The organism is Streptomyces sp. UC4497 (assembly GCF_054871485.1).
The window spans coordinates 84,048-102,413 of sequence record NZ_JBTYHB010000019.1 but is presented as its reverse complement, the minus strand read 5'-3'; the positions used below and the strand labels follow the sequence as shown (position 1 = coordinate 102,413).

The window sequence follows — 18,366 nt, the reverse complement described above, 5'->3', positions numbered from 1 at the left end:
GGCCGAGGAGCTGTCCCCCCATGCCCGCGCGCTTTCCGCTGCCCGAACGGCTGCGCTCCAAATCGATCAGAGCCAAGGTCGTCACCCTGCTCACGGTCCCCGTCGTCTCCGTGATGGCGCTGTGGGGCCACGCCGCGGTGACCACGGCGTCCCAGATATCCGACAAGGAACAGCTGAAAGAGGTGAACTCGGCGCTCGTCACGCCGATTTCACGGTTCACCGTCGCCGTGCAGGACGAGCGCGCGGCCGCGATGAAGTACCGCGCCGCCCACGACGCCGCCACGCGGCAGGAGTTCACCGGCTCAACAGCCCGTACGGACAAGGTCGTTGACGCCCTCAACGCCGGCCTGCGCTCGATCAGCACCGACCTCGCCGACCTCGACGCGTCGCTGCCCGACCGCATCCAGAAGCTGAAGTTCAGCGCCGACTCGCTGTCCGGGCCGCGCCAGAAGGCCGGGGCGCCGGGCGGCACGGAGGCCATCGGCGGATACGACACCGCGGTCCAGCGGGCCCTGTCCGTACGGGCCGGACTCGCCGCGGCCGACGGCGACACCGCCCGTACGCTGCTCCAACTCGCCCGCGCCCGCGATGCGTTGAGCCGCCAGGACGCGCTGCTCGGTGCCGCGCACGCGGCCGACGGGGCGATGGCGGCCGGCCAGTACCGCGACTTCGTGGGTGACGTGGCGGTGCAGCGCAGCCTCACCGAGGCCGCGCTGCCCGAGCTGTCGGGCCGTGACGCCACCGCGTTCCGTGCCGCGCTCGGCACCGCGGGCGCCAAGGACCTGAGCCACGTGCAGGACATGGTCCTCGCCGCGGGCGCACGGAACGCCGCCGACGCGGTGCCCGCCGGGCGCTGGCAGTCGGACGCGCGGTCGACCCTGACCGCCCTGGACAAGGCCGAGTCGCGTGCGATCGACGAGGCCGCGGGCGCCGAGCCGTACTCCCTTTCCTCCCTGGGAAGTTCGGGCATCGCCGTGCTCCTCGGTCTGCTCGGTGTGATCGTGTCGCTGCTGCTCTCCGTACGGATCGGGCGCGGCCTCGTCGCCGACCTCACTGGGCTGCGGGACGCGGCGCTCGACATGGCGGCGACGCGGCTGCCCGCCTCCATGCGGCGCATCCACAACGGCGAGGACGTCGACCTCGACAAGGAGGCGCCGCTCGACGAGACGCCGCACAGCGACGAGGTCGGGCAGGTCGGCGCGGCGCTCACCACCGTGCAGCGTGCGGCGCTGCGGGCGGTCGCGGACCGGGCGGCGGTCCTCACGGGTGTCTCCGGTGTGTACGTGTCGCTGGCTCGGCGCAGCCAGGTGCTGCTGCACCGTCAGCTCGACCTCCTCGACGCGATGGAGCGTCGTACGGAGGACCCCACGGACCTCGAGGACCTGTTCCGCATCGACCACTTGACGACGCGCATGCGGCGGCACGCCGAGTCGCTCCTCATCCTCTCCGGGTCGGCTCCGGGGCGTGCCTGGCGCAATCCGGTGCCGCTGATCGACGCGATCCGGGCGGGGCTCGCGGAGACGCCCGACTTCGACCGGGTCCAGCTCCAGGACATCCCCGACCTTCTCCTCGCGGGCTCGGCCGTCGCCGACGTGGTCCATCTCGTCGCCGAACTCGCCGAGAACGCGTCGTCGTTCTCGCCGCCGCACACTCCCGTGGTGGTGCGCGGTGAGCCGGTCGGCGCGGGCGCCTGTCTGGAGATCGAGGACCGGGGCCTCGGTATGAGCGACGAGGCCCTCGCCGATGCCAACGCGCGCATCAACGCCAGCGACATCGACCTGCTCGATTCCCGCAAGCTGGGTCTCTTCGTGGTCAACCGGCTCTCGGAGCGGCAGCACCTGGACGTCACGCTTCGGCGCTCCATCTACGGGGGCATCACCGCGGTCGTCTTCATCCCGCAGAACCTTCTGGAGTCGCCCCTCCGACAGGTGAACGCCGACCGCCCCCCGCCCCGGGTCTCCGCCCCGGACCCCGCGCCTCAAACGCCGGCGGGGCTGGAAATGCAGGCACCCGCCGACGGGCTGGAAATGCAGATTCCGGCCGACCGCCCTACGCCTCGGGGCTCCGCCCCGGCCCCCGCGCCTCAATCGCCGGCGGGGCTTGATTTGCCCACCCGCCGCGGCCAAGCGGAGGCGTTTGATGTGCCCACCCGCCGGGAGCAGGCGGTGGAGTCTGAGTTGCCCACCCGCCGTCGGCAAACGGAGGGGCTTGAAGTGCCGGTGTCGGCCGACGGTCCTACGCCTCGGGGCTCCGCCCCTGACCCCGCGCCTCAAACGCCGGCGGGGCTGGATGTGCCGTCCCGCCTTGGGCAATCTGCCGCCTTGGGCGGCAGGGTGGGCAAGGCGGCACCCCGGCGCGGCGCGCCCCTCACGGAAGGCGTCGACCCCGGCACGGCGGAGACCCCGGCGCAGCGCACCCACAGCCAGGACGCCGACCCCGGCACGGCCGAGACCCCGGTGCAGCACGAGCACACCCAGGACCCCGGCCCGGACGGGCTTCCGCGGCGCGTGCGGCAGGCCAACATCAGCCCCGACCTGCGGGACGCCGCGCCCGCGCAGGGCGACGGGACCACCCGTTCGCCGGAGGCCGCCCGCGCCACCATGACGTCACTGAGCTCGGGCCGCAGACGCGCCCGCGCCGCCCGCGAAGAAAGCGGCCCCGCCGCCCCCAACGACGGAGGACACCGATGACCCCGACGTACAACGTCACCGGCCTCGGGGACACCGGCGGCGCCATGGGAATCGACTGGCTCCTCGACGAGCTGGCCGCCCGCGTCTCCGAGGTCCACCACGCGGTCATGCTCTCCGGCGACGGCCTCTGCGTCGGCGCCTCCACCGGCCTCGGCCGCGACGAGTCCGAACGCTTCTGCGCGATCGCCTCCGGCTTCCACTCCCTCGCCAAGGGCGCGGGCCGCCACTTCGACGCGGGCGGCGTCGTCCAGACGATGGTCGAACTCGAGGGCGGCTTCCTGTTCGTGGTCGCCGCGGGCGAGGGCTCCTGCCTCGCCGTGTTCACCGACGGACACGCCGACATCGGCCTCGTCGCGTACGAGATGGCGCTGCTCGTGGACCGCGTGCGCGAACACCTCGGCGTACCCACCCGCTCGGACGGCGATACCCCGTGACACCGCAACCCCCCGACCGCACGGACGACGCCTGGTCCGACCGCTACGACGAGGACGCGGGGCCCCTGGTCCGGCTCTACGCCATGACCTCGGGCCGCGCCCGCACCGGCAACGGAGCGGAACGCATGGACCTCATGGCCATCGTCCGCCCCACCCACACCAGGCCGAACGGTCCGCTGCCACCCGAACAGCGCGAGCTGCTCGCCCTGTGCCTGCGGGGCCCGCGCCCCCTCGCCGACCTGGCCTCCGACTCCGGCCTCCCGCTGGGCGTCGTCCGCGTCCTGCTCGGCGACCTGTCGGCGAAATCCCTCGTCACCGTCGCGCCGCCACAGACCCCGGCCGCCGACCCCGCTACGGGTGAACCCGCCGGCTACGCCCGTCCCGACGCCCATCTCCTCCGAGAAGTGATCAATGGCCTTCGCGCACTCTGACCCGATGACCACACCCGCCCGCGCCGACTTCACGGCCCTGAAGGTGCTGATCGCGGGCGGCTTCGGTGTCGGCAAGACCACGATGGTGGAGTCGGTCAGCGAGATCCGCCCGCTGCGCACCGAGGAGCAGCTCACGGTCGCCTCGCGCGGCGTGGACCACCTCGACGGCGTCACCACCAAGTCGACGACGACCGTGGCCATGGACTTCGGCCGCATCACGCTGCGCGAGAACCTCGCGCTGTATCTGTTCGGCACGCCGGGCCAGGACCGGTTCTGGTTCCTGTGGGACGAGCTGGCGACGGGGTGCCTCGGCGCGGTCGTCCTCGCGGACACCCGCCGGCTCGCCGACTGCTTCCCGGCGGTCGACTACTTCGAGAGCCGCGGCATCCCGTTCATCGTTGCGGTGAACTGCTTCGACGGCGTACGTTCCCACTCCTCGGAAGCGGTCGCCCGCGCGCTCGACCTGGGCCCGGACACCACGGTGCTGCTGTGCGACGCCCGTGACCGGGAGTCCGGCAAGGAGACGCTGATCTCACTCCTCGAACAGGTGCTGCGCCGGGACGCGTGAGAGGTCCCGACCGCTGCGTATTAGCCTGAGCTGGTGCCCAGGCTCCGAGAGATCACCGCGACCCGATACGTGAACCCGCTGCGCACCGGGGGTTCCGTACCCGGTGTCGTCGAGGCGGACGACCTGGGCACGTACGTGCTCAAGTTCACCGGGTCCGCGCAGGGCGTGAAGGCGCTCGTCGCGGAGATCGTCGTGGGCGAGCTGGCGCGCGCGTTCGGGCTGCGCTTCCCGGAGTTGGTGCTCGCGCACTTCGACCCGGCGCTCGGCGCGGACGAGCCGCACCAGGAGGTCAAGGAGCTGCTTGAGGCGAGCGAGGGTCTCAACCTCGGCATGGACTTCCTGCCGGGCGCGGTGGACTTCACGCCGGAGATCGCGGAGACGTTTCCCGTCGACCCGCTGGAGGCGGGCCGCATCGTCTGGCTCGACGCGCTGACGGTCAACGTGGACCGTACGGTGCACAGTTCGAACCTCATGGTCTGGCCCGCCCTCGGCATCGCCGAGCCGAAGCTGTGGCTCATCGACCACGGCGCGGCGCTCGTCTTCCACCACCGCTGGGACGGCGCGGACCCGGCGAAGGCGTACGACTTCAAGCACCACGCGCTCGGTGGCTACGGCCCCGACACGCGCGCGGCCGACGCGGAACTCGCACCCAAGGTCACGGAGGACCTGCTGCGCGAGATCCTCTCCCTCGTCCCGGACGCCTGGCTCACGGACTTCGCCACACCGGACGAGGCACGCGACGCCTACGTCACCTACCTCCTGGCCCGCGCCCGCTCCTCCGCCTCCTGGCTGCCGACGGACTTCCCGTCCCGCGACGAGTTGGCTGCGGCCGACGCGAAGCGCGCGGCGGCCACCCAAAAGGGCCGTCCGGCCTGGCTGAAGCGCGTCCCTGACCTCCACGGGAAGCCCCCTGCGGAACAGGACTGGTCCCGCCACGTGGGCTGACGCCCTTCCTGCGAAACCGTGAAGGGGCAGTCCCCGACGCGGCTCACTTGCAACCAAGGGGTTGCAGCTCGGCTCGGCAAGTGCAACCCTTGAGTTGCAGGCAACGTCGCTAGGAGGACCCCATGTCCGACGCACACGCCACCCACACCGCCGCCGACCTCGCGGAGCTCGACCGCATCGCCCGCCGGATCGACATCGACGCCCCCGCCGAGCGCGTCTGGGAACTCGTCGTACGCCCCGGCTGGTACATCAACGACGGGGCCGTCGAGGCCGAGCCCGACATCCGGTACGAGGGGGACGTGGCCGTCGTGCGGCACGCCTCACTGGGCGAGTTCCGGTTCAAGGCCGTCGAGCTCGACAAGCCGCGCTACGCCGCGTTCCGCTGGATCGGCACCCCGCACCGCGGCGAGACGACGGGCTCGACCCTCGTCGAGTTCTGGATCGACGAACGCGCGGAGGGCGGGGTGACGCTGCGCGTCGTCGAAAGCGGATTCTCCGGTCTCGCCGACGACCCGGCCGTATGGCTGAAGGAGCGCGAGGGCAACGACAAGGGCTGGTTCACCGAACTCGCCGCGGCGAAGGCGTTCGTCGAGGCCCGGGCGTGAGTGCCGCGCCGCCCGCCATGTGTGCCGCGCTCGGCGACGCGACCCGCTGGGAGATCCTCACCCGGCTCGGCCAGGGGCCGATGTCGGCGTCCGCGCTGGCCCGCGAGCTGCCGGTGAGCCGGCAGGCGATCGTCAAGCACCTGGAGGTGCTGCGCGAGGTCGGGCTCGTCGAGTCCGAGCAGCGCGGCCGCGAGGTGGTCCACATCGCCGTCGGCGCCCGGCTCGGCGCGCTCGCCCGGGAACTCGACCGGATGGGCCGCTCCTGGGAGAACCGCCTGCTGCGCATCAAGGAACTGGCCGAAGGGCCGGACGCACGAGGGGAGAAGGAGTCATGACCGACCACGCCCCGGCACTGCCGGCGGTGACCGACCACGCCCCGGCACTGCCACCGGTGACCGACCGGGCCGCCTTCGAAGCCGAGATCGACAAGCTGCGCGAGCGCGAGAAGGCCCACACCCGCGAGGGCGACGCGATCGCCGCCGCCCGTCGGCGGCTGCCCATGGTCGAGGTGGACGGCGGCCTCGAACTGACCGGGCCCGACGGGCCGACCACGCTGCTCGACGCCTTCGAGGGCCGCCGACAGCTCCTCGCGTACTACTTCATGTGGCACGACGGCCACCCGGCCGCCGAGCAGTGCGAGGGCTGCACCTGGTGCGCGAGCCAGGTCAGGGAGCTGTCGTATCTGCACTCGCGCGACATCACGTACGCGGTCCTCTGTCAGGGCCCGTACGAGGAGAGCAGGCGCTACCGGGACTTCATGGGCTGGGACATGCCCTGGTACTCGGCGGTCCCGTCCCTGGAGCGGCTGCTGGTCGGCCGGCACGTCGGCATGATGCACCTGGTGAGCTATCTGCGGGACGGCGACCGCGTCTTCGAGACCTGGTGGACCACGCTGCGCGGCGTGGAGCAGGTGGACAACAGCTACCGGCTGATGGACCTCACGCCCTACGGCCGACAGGAGCTGTGGGAGGACTCGCCGGAGGGCTGGCCGCAGGGCCAGGGCGAACCGGCCGAGGACATCCGGCTGCGCACCGACGGCCGGCCCATCCCGCACTGGCCGCGCCTCGCGGCAGGCCACAGCGACGACCTGGGCTGAGAACGCGAAGGGGCCCGGCGCCTACCCGGCGCCGGGCCCCACACACACCGCGAAACGTCAGCCGAGCTGCTCGTACGCCGGCAGCGTCAGGAAGTCCGCGTAGTCCGCGTCCAGGGAGACCTGGAGGAGCAGGTCGTGGGCCTGCTGCCACTTGCCGGCCGCGAAGGCCTCCTCGCCGACCTCGGCCTTGATGTTCGCCAGCTCCTCCGAGGCGACCTTGCGGGCCAGCTCGGCGGTGACGGTCTCACCGTTGTCGAGGACGACGCCCGCGTTGATCCACTGCCAGATCTGGGAGCGGGAGATCTCAGCCGTCGCCGCGTCCTCCATGAGGTTGAAGATCGCGACGGCGCCGAGGCCGCGCAGCCACGCCTCGATGTAACGGATGCCGACCTGGACGGCGTTGACCAGACCGTCGTAGGTGGGCTTCGCGTCGAGGGAGTCGATGGCGATCAGGTCGCCGGCGGCCACCGAGACGTCCTCGCGCAGGCGGTCCTTCTGGTTCGGCTTCTCGCCGAGGACCTTGTCGAAGGACTCCATGGCGATCGGGACGAGGTCCGGGTGCGCGACCCAGGAGCCGTCGAAGCCGTCACCGGCCTCGCGGTCCTTGTCGTCGCGGACCTTCGCGAAGGCCACCTTGTTGACCTCGGCGTCCTTGCGGGACGGGATGAAGGCCGCCATGCCGCCGATCGCGTGCGCGCCGCGCTTGTGGCAGGTGCGCACGAGGAGTTCGGTGTACGCCCGCATGAACGGGGCGGTCATCGTCACCAGGTTGCGGTCCGGCAGGACGAACTTCGAGCCGCCGTCACGGAAGTTCTTGACGATCGAGAAGAGGTAGTCCCAGCGCCCGGCGTTCAGGCCGGAGGCGTGGTCGCGGAGCTCGTAGAGGATCTCCTCCATCTCGTACGCGGCCGTGATCGTCTCGATCAGGACGGTGGCGCGCACGGTGCCCTGCGGGATGCCGACGTAGTCCTGCGCGAAGACGAAGATCTCGTTCCAGAGGCGGGCCTCCAGGTGCGACTCCGTCTTCGGGAGGTAGAAGTACGGGCCCTTGCCGAGCTCGATCAGCTTCTTCGCGTTGTGGAAGAAGTAGAGGCCGAAGTCGACGAGCGCGCCGGGGACGGCCTTGCCGTTCCCGTCCACGAGGTGGCGCTCGTTCAGGTGCCAGCCGCGCGGGCGCATGACGACCGTCGCGAGCTCCTCGGCGGGCTTCAGCGCGTACGACTTGCCGGAGCGCTCGTCCGTGAAGTCGATGGCGCGGTTGTAGGCGTTGGTGAGGTTGAGCTGGCCGCCGATGACGTTCTCCCACGTCGGGGCGGAGGCGTCCTCGAAGTCGGCGAGCCAGATCTTCGCGCCGGAGTTGAGCGCGTTGATCGTCATCTTGCGGTCGGTCGGTCCGGTGATCTCGACGCGGCGGTCGTTCAGGGCGGCCGGGGCCTCGGCGACCTTCCAGGTGTCGTCCGCGCGGATGGCGGCGGTCTCCGGGAGGAAGTCGAGCGTGGAGGTGCGGGCGATCTCGGCGCGGCGCTCCGTGCGACGGGCGAGGAGCTCGTCACGCCGGGGCGTGAAAAGGCGGTGCAGCTCGGCCACGAAGGCGAGGGCCGCTTCGGTGAGCACCTCGCCCTGTCCGGGCAGGGTCTCGGCGTCGACGATGGCCAGCGGGGACGGCGCTGGTGCGGACATGTGGCTGTCACTTCCTTCAGCGAGCGAACGGCCCCTGCGGCACTGGGTGCCGGGGCCGCCTGGGTATGGCTGCTGGCCCCGCTTTGGGGGACCGGCCCTTCTCGACAGTGGATATTAGTTTCCTCATTGTGGAAGTTCAATGGTTTGTTGACGTCGAGATTCTCAGAGTCGACAGAACGTGGCCCCCCGTGCCACACAGCGTTACTCAAGGTGCCCGAGGTCCGCCTCCGTGTCGATGTCGTACGCCTCCGCGATGTCCCCGCACTCCACGAGTTCCACCGCCCCCGCGTGCTCCTTGAGATACGCGCGGGCCCCGCGGTCCCCGCTCGCGCTCGCCGCGATGCCCGCCCAGTGGTCCCGGCCGAACAGCACGGGATGCCCGCGCTCCCCGCCGTACGCGGCCGCCGCGAGCGAGGTGGGGGACTCGTACGCCGCGCGCACGCGCGCCACCGCCGCCTCGCCGATCCCCGGCTGGTCCACCAGGAGTACGAGCGCGGCGTCCGCCTCCGTGTCCGCGAGCGCTTCGAGCCCCGCCCGCAGCGAGGACCCCATGCCGTCCTCCCAGTCCGGGTTCTCTGTCACCTGGCACCCCTCCAGCACGGCCCGCTCCCGTACGTCGCCGGCCGTCGCGCCGAGTACCACGTGCACGGGATCGCATCCCCCCGCGCGCAAGATCCGCACCGCGTGCTCCACGAGTGGGCGCCCGCGGTGCTGGAGAAGTGCCTTGGGCCGGCCACCGAGCCGCCGGCCGCCACCAGCGGCGAGCAGAAGTCCGGCAACCGTGCCCGTGCTCTTTGTCGTCATGCCCCCTGCATATCGCACGCAAGACGCGATCGAAGTCGTTCGGATTTTCACAGTTGCCTTGCGCAACGGACTGGCGAAACGCTTTCGCGTGGCGTTAACTGGGCCGCCACAAACCCGAGTTGGAGGCCCGATCGACGCTCCGACCGGGGGTGCAGAAGGACAACACACGCACAAGGATGTGCGAGGGGGAGAGCTGTGTTGCGGAGCGTGGAGCAGAGGCTTGTGGCCGGGAGCGACGTGGACCCGCGGGTGGACGAGCTGCGTACCGCCGTGTCCCGGTTACGTCGTGAACTCGCCGCGCACCCGGTCGAGTTTCCCGACCGGGGCATCGCGGAGGACGAGCTCGCGGCGCTGGACGCGATGGCCGGTGGGGGCCGGCCGGAGGTGCCAAGGCTGCGGCGTTCGTTGCTGCTTGTGGCGGGGGCGATCGGCTCGGTGAGCGCGCTGTCGGCGGCGCTGTCCCAGGTCAGGGGCGCTGTGGAGCTGTTCGGAGGACCGCCTTCGCAGGGCTGATGTCCCCCGCGGCGGGGCTACGCCACCCAGTGCGGCCGCCCCGGCTCCTCGCCCGCCCCGCCGAGCCCGCCGTCGAGCGCCGCCGCGATCCGCCGCACGGCCTCCTCGGCGACCTCGACCGGCTGGACGTACGGGACGCGCAGCCGGTGCTCGAACGTGCCGGGGTCCGCGCCGAACCGTGACCCGCCCTCGATCCGCACCCCGTGGCGCAGCGCGGCCCGCCCGAGCGCGGAGGCGATCGGCCGCCCCAGGTCCACCCAGAGGGAGAGCCCGCCGGGCGGCACCTCCCAGCGCCAGTCCGGGAATTCGCGGCCGAGCGCCTCGGCGAGCCGGTCGCGGCGCTCGCGCAGCACCGGGATCCGGCCGCGCAGAATGCTGTCCTCCCGGTCGAGCAGCCGCCCGGCCACCAGCTGGTCGAGGACCGAGCCCGACATGTCCGCGGTGACCCGCAGCGCCGTCAGCTCGGTGATCAGGCGGGTGCCCGCGCGCACCCAGCCGACCCGCAGGCCGCTCCAGTGCCCCTTGCTCAACGAGCCGACGGTGACGATCTGTTCGCCCCCGCCGGACGGGGCGAGCGAGGCGAACGGCGGCTCGCTCCTCCCGTCGAGCGCGATGTCCGCGATCGTCTCGTCGATGACCAGCCAGGTGCCGGTCGCCCGCGCCGCGGCGATGATCTGCCGTCGCTGCTCGCTCGGCATGAGCCGGCCCGTCGGGTTCTGGAAGTCGGGGATCAGGTAGGCGAGCCGGGGCGCCGACTGTCGCAGCGTCGCGCCGATCAGCTCCACGTCCCAGCCGTCCTCGGTGACCGGAACCGGCGCGGTGCGCAGCCCCAACTGCCGGATCACCGACAGGGCGTTGGCGTACGAGGGGTTCTCCACCACGATCCGGTCGCCGGGCCTGCCGAGCAGCGTGAGCGTGAGCGACACGGCCTGCTGGGCGCCCGTCGTGACCAGGATCTGCTCGGGCAGCGTGGGAAGACCGCGCCGCGTGTACCGCTCGGCGATCTGGGCGCGCAGCTCCGGCAGGCCGTACGGGTGGTAGCCGTTGGTCACCGCGTGCCGGGCGACGTCCGGGGCCGCGGCGGCGTACGCGGCCGACAGCTCGTCCTCCAGGAACCCGGGCGCGGCGACCGCCAGATCGATCACGTCGTCGCCCGCTGCGGGGGTGGCCACGACGGTCGGACGCGCGCCCTCCGGCAGCTCGGTCCACGTCCCGGCGCCGCGCCTGCTGCGCGCGTACCCGCTTTCGCGGAGCAGGTCGTACGCGGCCGTGACGGTGGCCCTGCTGACCCCGAGCGAGGCCGCGAACTCGCGCTCCGCGGGCAGCCGCGTGTGCAGCGCGATCCGCCCGTCGAGCAGCAGCGTCCGCACGCCCTGCGCGAGCGCGCGGTAGCCGGGGCGCTCCCCGGCCACCCCGGTCACGAGCGCGCCGAGCCGCCTGCCGCCGAGCCCGCGCCCACCATCGTCCACGCTGCGGACCACCGCCTTGTCACCCATGCCACCACTCCGTGATTGGCCCTGCTGTCCAGGCCAATCAGCGTACAGAGTGGGGCTCGATCGGTGCGGAGTGGCCTGGAGGCGGCCGCGGTGCGCGTACGAGGAGGAGTGTCATGGACGGCGAGCGGGTCGGTGGTCGCGTGGTGGTCGGGATCAGCGGTTCCCCGGCGAGCCCAGGGCCTGTCCGGCGGATCCTGCTGGAGTCGCGGGGTCTGGCACGCACATCTGCGGCGTTGTCGTCGGTTGCCAACGCTCCGCGTTGTCGCCCTCCTCCGCCTTGCAGCTGCACGCACCAGACCCCGCTCGCCTGCACTGATCGGCTTGCGGCCACCCGGATCCAGCCCGATCCGCCGGACAGGCCCTGGCCGCGTTGCGCTCGGCGGTCGCCGAGGCCCGGCGGTCCGGCCGGCCCCTGGTGGCGGTGCTCGCGTGGGAGCCGCCGGAGGGCGAGGCCATGTACCGGCGGTGGCCGGACGCGGCGTGGGCCCGGCACTGGTACAAGGAGGCCCGCGCCCGGCTGGCGGGGGTGTTCGGGGAAGCGCTCGGCGGACTGCCGCCCGACCTCGACGTGACGCTCCGCGTGGTGCGCTCCCGCCCGGGCCCCGCCCTGGTCGAACTCGCGGCGCGCCCCGACGACCTGCTGGTCGTCGGCGTACGCCCACGGAGCCTGCGCCGCGCCGCCCACCGCCACGTACGACGGCACGCGGTGTGCCCGGTGCTCACGGTGCCGGTACGGCCGCTCCAGCGCGCGGAACTGCGGGCGCTGCGACGGGTGCGGGCGGCGGACTTCGAGGTGACGGGCTGAAGGGGAGGCCTACCGCCGCCGCAGCAGCCCGTCCCGCGTCGCCCGTGCCACCGCCGACGTACGCGAGTCGACGCCCAACTTCGCGTAGATGTGCACGAGGTGGGACTTGACCGTGGCCTGGCTCAGGAACAGCTCGCGGGCGATCTCCGCGTTGGAGAGGCCGTCCCGTACGTGCCGCAGCACCTCCAGCTCGCGCCGGCTCAGCGCCTCGGCGGGAGCCCGCATCCGGTCCATGAGCCGGTCCGCGACGGCGGGCGCGAGTGCGGAGCGCCCGGACGCCGCCGTGCGCACGGCCGCCGCGAGCTCCTCCGGCGGGGCGTCCTTCAGCAGGTAGCCGGAGGCCCCCGCCTCCACCGCGGCGAGGATGTCCGCCTCGGTGTCGTACGTGGTGAGGACGAGGACGCGCGGCCCGCCGTCGAGAGCCGCGATCCGCGCGGTGGCCTCGGCGCCGTGCATCGTCCCCGCGCCGAACTGCAGGTCCATGAGGACGACGTCCACGTCACCCGCCAGCTCCACGGCCCGTTCGGCCGTCGCGGCCTCGGCGACGATCGCGAAGTCCGGCTCCGCGTCGAGCACGGCCCTCAGCCCGGCGCGTACGACGGGGTGGTCGTCGGCGAGCAGCAGCCGGATCATGCGGCACCTCCGGTCGGCATCGGCATCGGCAGCGGCATGGTCACGCCACACCCCCGGCGGGCAGCGGCAGCGTCACCGCGACCGCCGTGCCGCGGCCCGGTTCCGACTCGACGGTGAACGTGCCGCCGAGCTCGCTCACCCGCGAGCGCATCGCGACGAGTCCGAACCCGCCGTCGCCGCCGCTCGGCGCCCGCTCGGGGTCGAAGCCCGCGCCGTCGTCCACCACGTCCAGGGCCACCGAGGTCTCCATGAAGCTGAGGGTGATCTCCGCGCGGCCCGCCCGCGCGTGCCGCACGGTGTTGGCGAGCGCCGACTGGGCGATGCGCAACAGCGCCACCTCGTACGGCGTGGGGAGTTCGAGCGGAGTGCCGCTGACCGAGAAGCGGGCGGTGAGGCCGGGCGCCGTGGCGCACAGCCGGTCCAGCGCCCCGGCCAGCGAGCCGACGTCCAGGTCGGGCGGGGCCAGGGCGCGCACGAAGCGGCGGGCCTCCGCGAGGTTGTCCTGCGCCGTGGCCCTGGCCTGCTCGACGTGCCCGGCGGCGGGGGAGCCTGCGGGCAGTTCGCGCCCGGCCGCGACCAGCAGCAGCTGGATCGAGGACAGCCCCTGCGCGAGCGTGTCGTGGATCTCCCGGGCCAGCCGCTCGCGTTCGGCGAGGGTGCCGCCCGCGCGCTCCGCCGCCGCGAGTTCGGCGCGCGTCGCGACCAGCTCCTCGATCAGCCGCTGCCTGCGTTCGCTCTCCCGGTACAGCGCCTGGTAGCCGAGCACGGTCGCCACGGCGACGGCCGCGCCGAGCAGCGGCCCTATGAACGCCCCCGGATTCACCGCCCCGTCATGACCGACGTACGAGCAGATGGCCGCGCCCGCAGCGATGCCCACCGCCGGGACGCCCCAGCGCGCGGGCAGCAGATGCAGCAGCAGGAAGTACAGCGGGAACGCCAGCCACAGCCCGTCCGGCGAGAGCACGAGCAGCAGCGCCCACACGGCGCCGAGCACGGCCAGCCACCACGCGGCGCCCGCCCGCGTGGACCGTACGACGGGCAGCGCGGCGCCCACTCCGTAGACGAGGCCCATCGCCCCGGCCACCGTCACCACCGCGGCGACCGGCTCCGCGGAGCGGCCGGTCAGGGCCCGTACGACGACGAGCGCGAGCAGGCCCGCCGTCAGCAGATGCAGACAGAGGCGCAGCGCGCGCAGGACGGGGTTGAGCGTGCGTGGATCCATACCGCTCACCAGCGTACGAAGCCGGGACACGGAACCGGTCAACCGAAAGTTTGAAAGGCGCGTCCCTCCTTCGATTCGGGTGAAGCGTGCTGTGGCGCGATGCCCGGGCGGGCCCCGGAGCCGCAGTCTTGACCGCATGTTCGTCGCATGGAGAGATCTACGGTTCGCCAGGGGCAGGTTCGCCCTGATGGGAACCGTGATCGTACTGATCACGCTGCTCGTGGGACTGCTGTCGGGACTGACGGCGGGGCTCGCGCGGGACAACACGTCGGCGCTCACCGGGCTGCCCGCCGACCACCTCGCCTTCGCCCGGCCCGCCGACGGCCAGTCGGTGTCGTTCACGGCGTCCACGGTCCGCCCCGAGCAGTGGCGCGACCTCGCGGCGCGGCCGGGCGTCGAGAGCGCGGAGCCCATCGGCATCGGCACGGTGAACGCCGAGGCGGGCCGGCAGACCGCGGCGGTCTCCGCGTTCGGCGTGCGCGAGGACTCCGGCCTCGCCCCCGACGCGACGGAGCCCGGCACCGCGGTCCTCTCCACCAAGGCGGCGAAGGAACTGGGGGCGGCCACGGGCGACAAGCTCACCCTCGGCGACACCCGCCTCACGGTCGCGGCGATCTCCGGCGACGCCTCGTACAGCCACACACCGGTCGTCTGGACGCACCTCGACGACTGGCAGCACATCACGCCCACGGGCGGGGACGGCGAACGCGCGACGGTGATCGCCCTGCGCACCGGGTCGGGCGCCGACCTACAAGCGGCCGACAAGGTCGCGGGCACGGACACGACCACCATCGACGGCGCGCTCTCCGCCATAGGGTCCTACCAGGCCGAGAACGGCTCGCTGCAACTGATGCGCGGCTTCCTCTTCGTCATCTCGGCGCTCGTCGTCGGCGCGTTCTTCACGGTGTGGACGATCCAGCGCAGCGCCGACATCGCGGTCCTGAAGGCCCTCGGCTCCTCGACCCGCTACCTGCTGCGGGACGCACTGGGCCAGGCAGTCCTGATGCTGGTGGCCGGTACGGCGGTGGGCACCGGCCTCGCCACCCTCATCGGCGCCTTCGTCCCGGACACCGTGCCCTTCGTCCTCGATCCGCTGACCGCGCTCGGCCCGGCCGCCGTCATGACGGTCCTCGGCCTCGCGGGCGCCGCCCTCTCCGTCCGGCGGATCACCGCCGTCGACCCCCTCACCGCACTCGGGAGCGCCCGATGACCCTGCTGCTCGACGACATCACCCTGACCTACGCCGACGGGGACGGCCGCCTCACGGCCCTCGACCGGGTCGCCCTCCGGGTCCCGGCCGGCGGCCTCACGGCGGTGGTGGGCCCCTCTGGTTCCGGCAAATCCAGCCTCCTGGCGGTGGCGGCGACGCTCGTCACCCCCGACAGCGGCCGCGTGACCGTCGACGGGACCGAGGCCACGGGCCTGTCCCGCTCCGACGCCGCGGAGCTGCGCCGCCGCGCGATCGGCATCGTCTTCCAGCAGCCGAACCTGCTGCCGTCGCTGACCGCGCTTGAACAACTCCAGGTGATGGCCCACCTGGAGGGCCGCAAACCGCGCGAAGTCCGCGACAGGGCACGCGAGTTGCTGGCGTCGGTCGGCCTCACCGCCCAGTCCCACCGCCGCCCCCACCAACTCTCGGGCGGCCAGCGCCAGCGCGTGAACATCGCGCGGGCGTTGATCAACGAGCCCCGCGTCCTCCTGGTCGACGAACCAACCAGCGCCCTCGACCACGAACGCGGCGCGGCAGTACTGGACCTGCTGCGCAATCTGACGAGGGAACGCGGGACGGCCACGGTCCTGGTCACACACGACAAGGCCCACTTGACGGTGGCGGACGAGGTCCACGAGATGCGCGACGGCGCACTTGTCACGTCACGAGCCCTCGGGCTCGGCGCAGGGTGACTCAATCAAGCTCCGGCGCCGATCGAGCAATTCAGGCTCCGGCGCCGGTTGAGCAATTTCAGCCCCTGCGGCGATTGAGCAGCGGGGTCCGGGGCAGAGCCCCGATCTTTTCAGCCCCGCCGGCGATTGAGGCGCGGGGCCCGGGGCAGCGCCCCGAGTCGTCAACCACTCTGACCAGAACTGGCCAACGCCACCGACAACTCCCGCGCCACCTGCTGAAGGACCGGCACGATCTTCTCCGTCGCCGCCTCCGTCACCCGCCCCGCCGGCCCCGAAATCGAGATCGCCGCCGCGGTGGGCGAGTCCGGCACGGACACCGCAAGGCACCGCACCCCGATCTCCTGCTCGTTGTCATCGACGGCATACCCGGCCTGCCGCACGTCCTCGAGCGCGTCGAGGAAACCCTCGGGCGTGGTGAGCGTCTTCTCCGTGGCCGCCGGCATCCCGGTCCGCCCAAGAAGCGCCCGCACCTCGTCCGCGGGCGTGTACGCGAGCAGCGCCTTCCCCACGCCGGTGGAGTGCGGCAGCACCCGCCGCCCGACCTCGGTGAACATCCGCATGGAGTGCTTGGACGGCACCTGGGCGACGTACACGACCTCGTCGCCGTCGAGGAGCGCCATGTTCGCGGTCTCGCCGGTCTCCTCGACGAGGCGCGCCAGGTACGGGCGCGCCCACGTGCCGAGCAGTCGGGACGCGGACTCGCCGAGCCGGATGAGCCGCGGGCCGAGCGCGTAACGCCGGTTGGGCTGCTGGCGTACGTAGCCGCAGGCGACCAGCGTGCGCATCAGCCGGTGGATCGTCGGCAGCGGAAGCCCGCTGCTGGCGGAGAGCTCGCTCAGACCGACCTCACCACCGGCGTCGGCCATCCGCTCGAGCAGATCGAAGGCGCGCTCGAGGGACTGGACACCGCCGGTGGGTGCGGACTTGGCGGCATCAGTGGTGCTGGCGTCGGGCGTCGGCACAGCGCGTTCCTTTCGGGTGGCAGGCAGATGGGCAGCCTACCGGCGGCTTCCTGTCCAGTGATCCCTTGACCTAGAAGTTCGTGGGTAGCTACGTTCTGCGTGACGGAATCTTAATTCCACTTTGTGGAAACGTCCAGAGATCGGGTGGGTCCCGGTGGGTCTTGACGGTTCCCGAAGTCTGAGTGAAAGTCCTTCAACAGAACGTTGAAGCTTGAGGAGGCCCAGGTGTCGGACGCCGAAGTCCAGATCGAACTCGTGCTGCGCTCGACGCGCGTCGTCACTCCCGAAGGTACGCGCCCCGCCTCGGTCGCCGTCGCCCAGGGGAAGATCGTCGCGGTGCTCGCGCACGACGCCGAGGTCCCGGCCGGGGCCCGCCTCGAGGACTTCGGCGACGACGCGCTGCTGCCCGGCATCGTCGACACGCACGTGCACGTCAACGACCCGGGGCGCACGGAGTGGGAGGGCTTCTGGACCGCCACCCGCGCCGCCGCGGCCGGTGGCATCACGACCCTCGTCGACATGCCGCTCAACTCCCTGCCGCCGACCACGACCGTCGACAACCTTCGTACGAAGAAGGACGTCGCCGCCTCGAAGGCGCACATCGACGTCGGTTTCTGGGGTGGCGCGCTGCCCGACAACGTCAAGGACCTGCGCCCGCTGCACGACGCCGGGGTCTTCGGCTTCAAGTGCTTCCTGTCGCCCTCCGGCGTCGACGAGTTCCCGCACCTGGACGCCGACCGGCTCACCGCCTCCATGGCCGAGATCGCCGGCTTCGGCGGCCTGCTCATCGTGCACGCCGAGGACCCGCACGAGCTGGACGTGGCGCCCCACAACTCCGGCCCGAAGTACGACGACTACCTCGCCACCCGCCCCCGGGTCTCCGAGGATGTCGCCATCAAGGGCCTCATCGACACCGCGAAGCGGATCGGCGCCCGCATCCACATCCTGCACCTCTCCTCCTCCGACGCGCTGCCGCTGATCGCCGCCGCGAAGGCCGAGGGCGTCGAGCTGACCGTCGAGACCTGCCCGCACTACCTCACGCTCACCGCCGAGGAAGTCCCGGACGGGGCAAGCGAGTTCAAGTGCTGCCCGCCGATCCGCGAGGCCGCCAACCAGGACCTGCTGTGGCAGGCGCTCGCCGACGGCACCATCGACTGCATCGTCACCGACCACTCGCCGTCCACGGCCGACCTGAAGACCGACGACTTCGCCACCGCCTGGGGCGGCATCTCCGGCCTCCAGCTGAGCCTCTCGGCCATCTGGACCGCCGCCCGCGACCGCGGCTACTCCCTTGAGGACGTGGTCCGTTGGATGTCCGAGCGCACGTCGAAGCTCGTGGGCCTCGACGACCGCAAGGGCGCCATCGCGGCCGGCCGCGACGCCGACTTCGCCGTCCTCGCGCCCGAGGAAACCTTCAGCGTCGACCCCGCCGCCCTCCAGCACCGCAACCGCGTCACCGCGTACGCGGGCAAGACGCTGCACGGCGTCGTCAGGTCGACCTGGCTGCGCGGCGAACGCATCGTCGCCGAGGGCGAGTTCACCGCCCCGCAGGGGCAGCTGCTCGAAAGGAACAAGTAACA

General features: G+C 72.3%; 19 protein-coding genes. 13 read left to right on the top strand and 6 right to left on the bottom strand.

What is annotated here, in order from left to right; translation table 11 throughout:
* The first annotated feature begins 20 nt into the window (after positions 1 to 20).
* From ACYSUO_RS25220 to ACYSUO_RS25185, 8 genes are all read left to right on the top strand, one after another.
* Positions 21 to 2,690, top strand: coding sequence for a sensor histidine kinase (locus ACYSUO_RS25220; protein ID WP_461778518.1), 2,670 nt, complete (start codon positions 21 to 23; stop codon positions 2,688 to 2,690).
* Positions 2,687 to 3,124 (top strand): roadblock/LC7 domain-containing protein, encoded by a 438-nt coding sequence (locus ACYSUO_RS25215; RefSeq protein ID WP_461778517.1) that lies wholly within the window; start codon positions 2,687 to 2,689, stop codon positions 3,122 to 3,124. The genes ACYSUO_RS25220 and ACYSUO_RS25215 overlap by 4 nt, the downstream gene beginning before the upstream one ends.
* On the top strand, positions 3,121 to 3,555 hold the full coding sequence (locus ACYSUO_RS25210) for a DUF742 domain-containing protein (protein WP_461778516.1): 435 nt from the start codon (positions 3,121 to 3,123) through the stop codon (positions 3,553 to 3,555). The genes ACYSUO_RS25215 and ACYSUO_RS25210 overlap by 4 nt, the downstream gene beginning before the upstream one ends.
* Positions 3,536 to 4,123, top strand: coding sequence for a GTP-binding protein (locus tag ACYSUO_RS25205; protein ID WP_461778515.1), 588 nt, complete (start codon positions 3,536 to 3,538; stop codon positions 4,121 to 4,123). Before ACYSUO_RS25210 ends, ACYSUO_RS25205 begins: the two co-directional genes overlap by 20 nt.
* A gap of 30 nt (positions 4,124 to 4,153) precedes the next feature.
* A complete protein-coding gene (locus ACYSUO_RS25200) occupies positions 4,154 to 5,068 on the top strand; it encodes a HipA family kinase (protein ID WP_461778567.1) in 915 nt (304 codons plus the stop codon).
* A gap of 122 nt (positions 5,069 to 5,190) precedes the next feature.
* On the top strand, positions 5,191 to 5,673 hold the full coding sequence (locus ACYSUO_RS25195; RefSeq protein ID WP_461778514.1) for an SRPBCC family protein: 483 nt from the start codon (positions 5,191 to 5,193) through the stop codon (positions 5,671 to 5,673).
* A complete protein-coding gene (locus tag ACYSUO_RS25190) occupies positions 5,670 to 6,008 on the top strand; it encodes an ArsR/SmtB family transcription factor (RefSeq protein ID WP_461778513.1) in 339 nt (112 codons plus the stop codon). Before ACYSUO_RS25195 ends, ACYSUO_RS25190 begins: the two co-directional genes overlap by 4 nt.
* Positions 6,005 to 6,769: a DUF899 family protein gene (locus ACYSUO_RS25185; protein WP_461778512.1), complete on the top strand. Its 765-nt coding sequence runs from the start codon at positions 6,005 to 6,007 to the stop codon at positions 6,767 to 6,769. Before ACYSUO_RS25190 ends, ACYSUO_RS25185 begins: the two co-directional genes overlap by 4 nt.
* A 57-nt stretch (positions 6,770 to 6,826) precedes the next feature.
* Here ACYSUO_RS25185 and aceB read toward each other — a convergent pair whose 3' ends face one another.
* Together aceB and ACYSUO_RS25175 are read right to left on the bottom strand one after the other, a co-directional pair.
* A complete protein-coding gene (gene aceB, locus ACYSUO_RS25180) occupies positions 6,827 to 8,449 on the bottom strand; it encodes a malate synthase A (protein ID WP_461778511.1) in 1,623 nt (540 codons plus the stop codon).
* A 201-nt stretch (positions 8,450 to 8,650) separates the two neighbouring features.
* On the bottom strand, positions 8,651 to 9,253 hold the full coding sequence (locus ACYSUO_RS25175; RefSeq protein WP_461778510.1) for a nucleotidyltransferase family protein: 603 nt from the start codon (positions 9,251 to 9,253) through the stop codon (positions 8,651 to 8,653).
* Between the two features lie 195 nt (positions 9,254 to 9,448).
* Between ACYSUO_RS25175 and ACYSUO_RS25170 the strand changes: the two genes are divergently transcribed.
* The gene (locus tag ACYSUO_RS25170) at positions 9,449 to 9,766 is read left to right on the top strand and encodes a DUF5955 family protein (protein ID WP_461778509.1); all 318 of its coding nucleotides are present in this window, start codon (positions 9,449 to 9,451) and stop codon (positions 9,764 to 9,766) included.
* Between the two features lie 17 nt (positions 9,767 to 9,783).
* On the opposite strand, the gene yczR is transcribed toward ACYSUO_RS25170, so the two are convergent.
* The gene (yczR, locus tag ACYSUO_RS25165) at positions 9,784 to 11,262 is read right to left on the bottom strand and encodes a MocR-like transcription factor YczR (RefSeq protein ID WP_461778508.1); all 1,479 of its coding nucleotides are present in this window, start codon (positions 11,260 to 11,262) and stop codon (positions 9,784 to 9,786) included.
* A gap of 361 nt (positions 11,263 to 11,623) precedes the next feature.
* Between yczR and ACYSUO_RS25160 the strand changes: the two genes are divergently transcribed.
* Positions 11,624 to 12,067, top strand: coding sequence for a universal stress protein (locus tag ACYSUO_RS25160; RefSeq protein WP_461778566.1), 444 nt, complete (start codon positions 11,624 to 11,626; stop codon positions 12,065 to 12,067).
* Positions 12,068 to 12,076: 9 nt separating this feature from the next.
* Here ACYSUO_RS25160 and ACYSUO_RS25155 read toward each other — a convergent pair whose 3' ends face one another.
* Both ACYSUO_RS25155 and ACYSUO_RS25150 read right to left on the bottom strand, forming a co-directional pair.
* Entirely contained in the window at positions 12,077 to 12,700 is a 624-nt protein-coding gene (locus ACYSUO_RS25155) for a response regulator (protein WP_266715307.1), read from the bottom strand.
* A gap of 40 nt (positions 12,701 to 12,740) precedes the next feature.
* Positions 12,741 to 13,922, bottom strand: a complete 1,182-nt coding sequence (locus ACYSUO_RS25150) for a sensor histidine kinase (RefSeq protein ID WP_461778507.1) — start codon at positions 13,920 to 13,922, stop codon at positions 12,741 to 12,743.
* A gap of 136 nt (positions 13,923 to 14,058) precedes the next feature.
* Here ACYSUO_RS25150 and ACYSUO_RS25145 point away from each other — a divergent pair, with 136 nt between their 5' ends.
* Complete coding sequence (locus tag ACYSUO_RS25145) at positions 14,059 to 15,132, top strand: ABC transporter permease (RefSeq protein ID WP_461778506.1); 1,074 nt, start codon at positions 14,059 to 14,061, stop codon at positions 15,130 to 15,132.
* Complete coding sequence (locus ACYSUO_RS25140) at positions 15,129 to 15,824, top strand: ABC transporter ATP-binding protein (RefSeq protein ID WP_461778505.1); 696 nt, start codon at positions 15,129 to 15,131, stop codon at positions 15,822 to 15,824. Before ACYSUO_RS25145 ends, ACYSUO_RS25140 begins: the two co-directional genes overlap by 4 nt.
* Before the next feature lie 161 nt (positions 15,825 to 15,985).
* Here ACYSUO_RS25140 and ACYSUO_RS25135 read toward each other — a convergent pair whose 3' ends face one another.
* Positions 15,986 to 16,786: an IclR family transcriptional regulator gene (locus tag ACYSUO_RS25135; RefSeq protein ID WP_461778504.1), complete on the bottom strand. Its 801-nt coding sequence runs from the start codon at positions 16,784 to 16,786 to the stop codon at positions 15,986 to 15,988.
* Positions 16,787 to 17,011: 225 nt separating this feature from the next.
* On the opposite strand from ACYSUO_RS25135, the gene allB reads away from it, so the two are divergent.
* Entirely contained in the window at positions 17,012 to 18,364 is a 1,353-nt protein-coding gene (allB, locus tag ACYSUO_RS25130) for an allantoinase AllB (protein WP_461778503.1), read from the top strand.
* Positions 18,365 to 18,366: the final 2 nt, after the last annotated feature.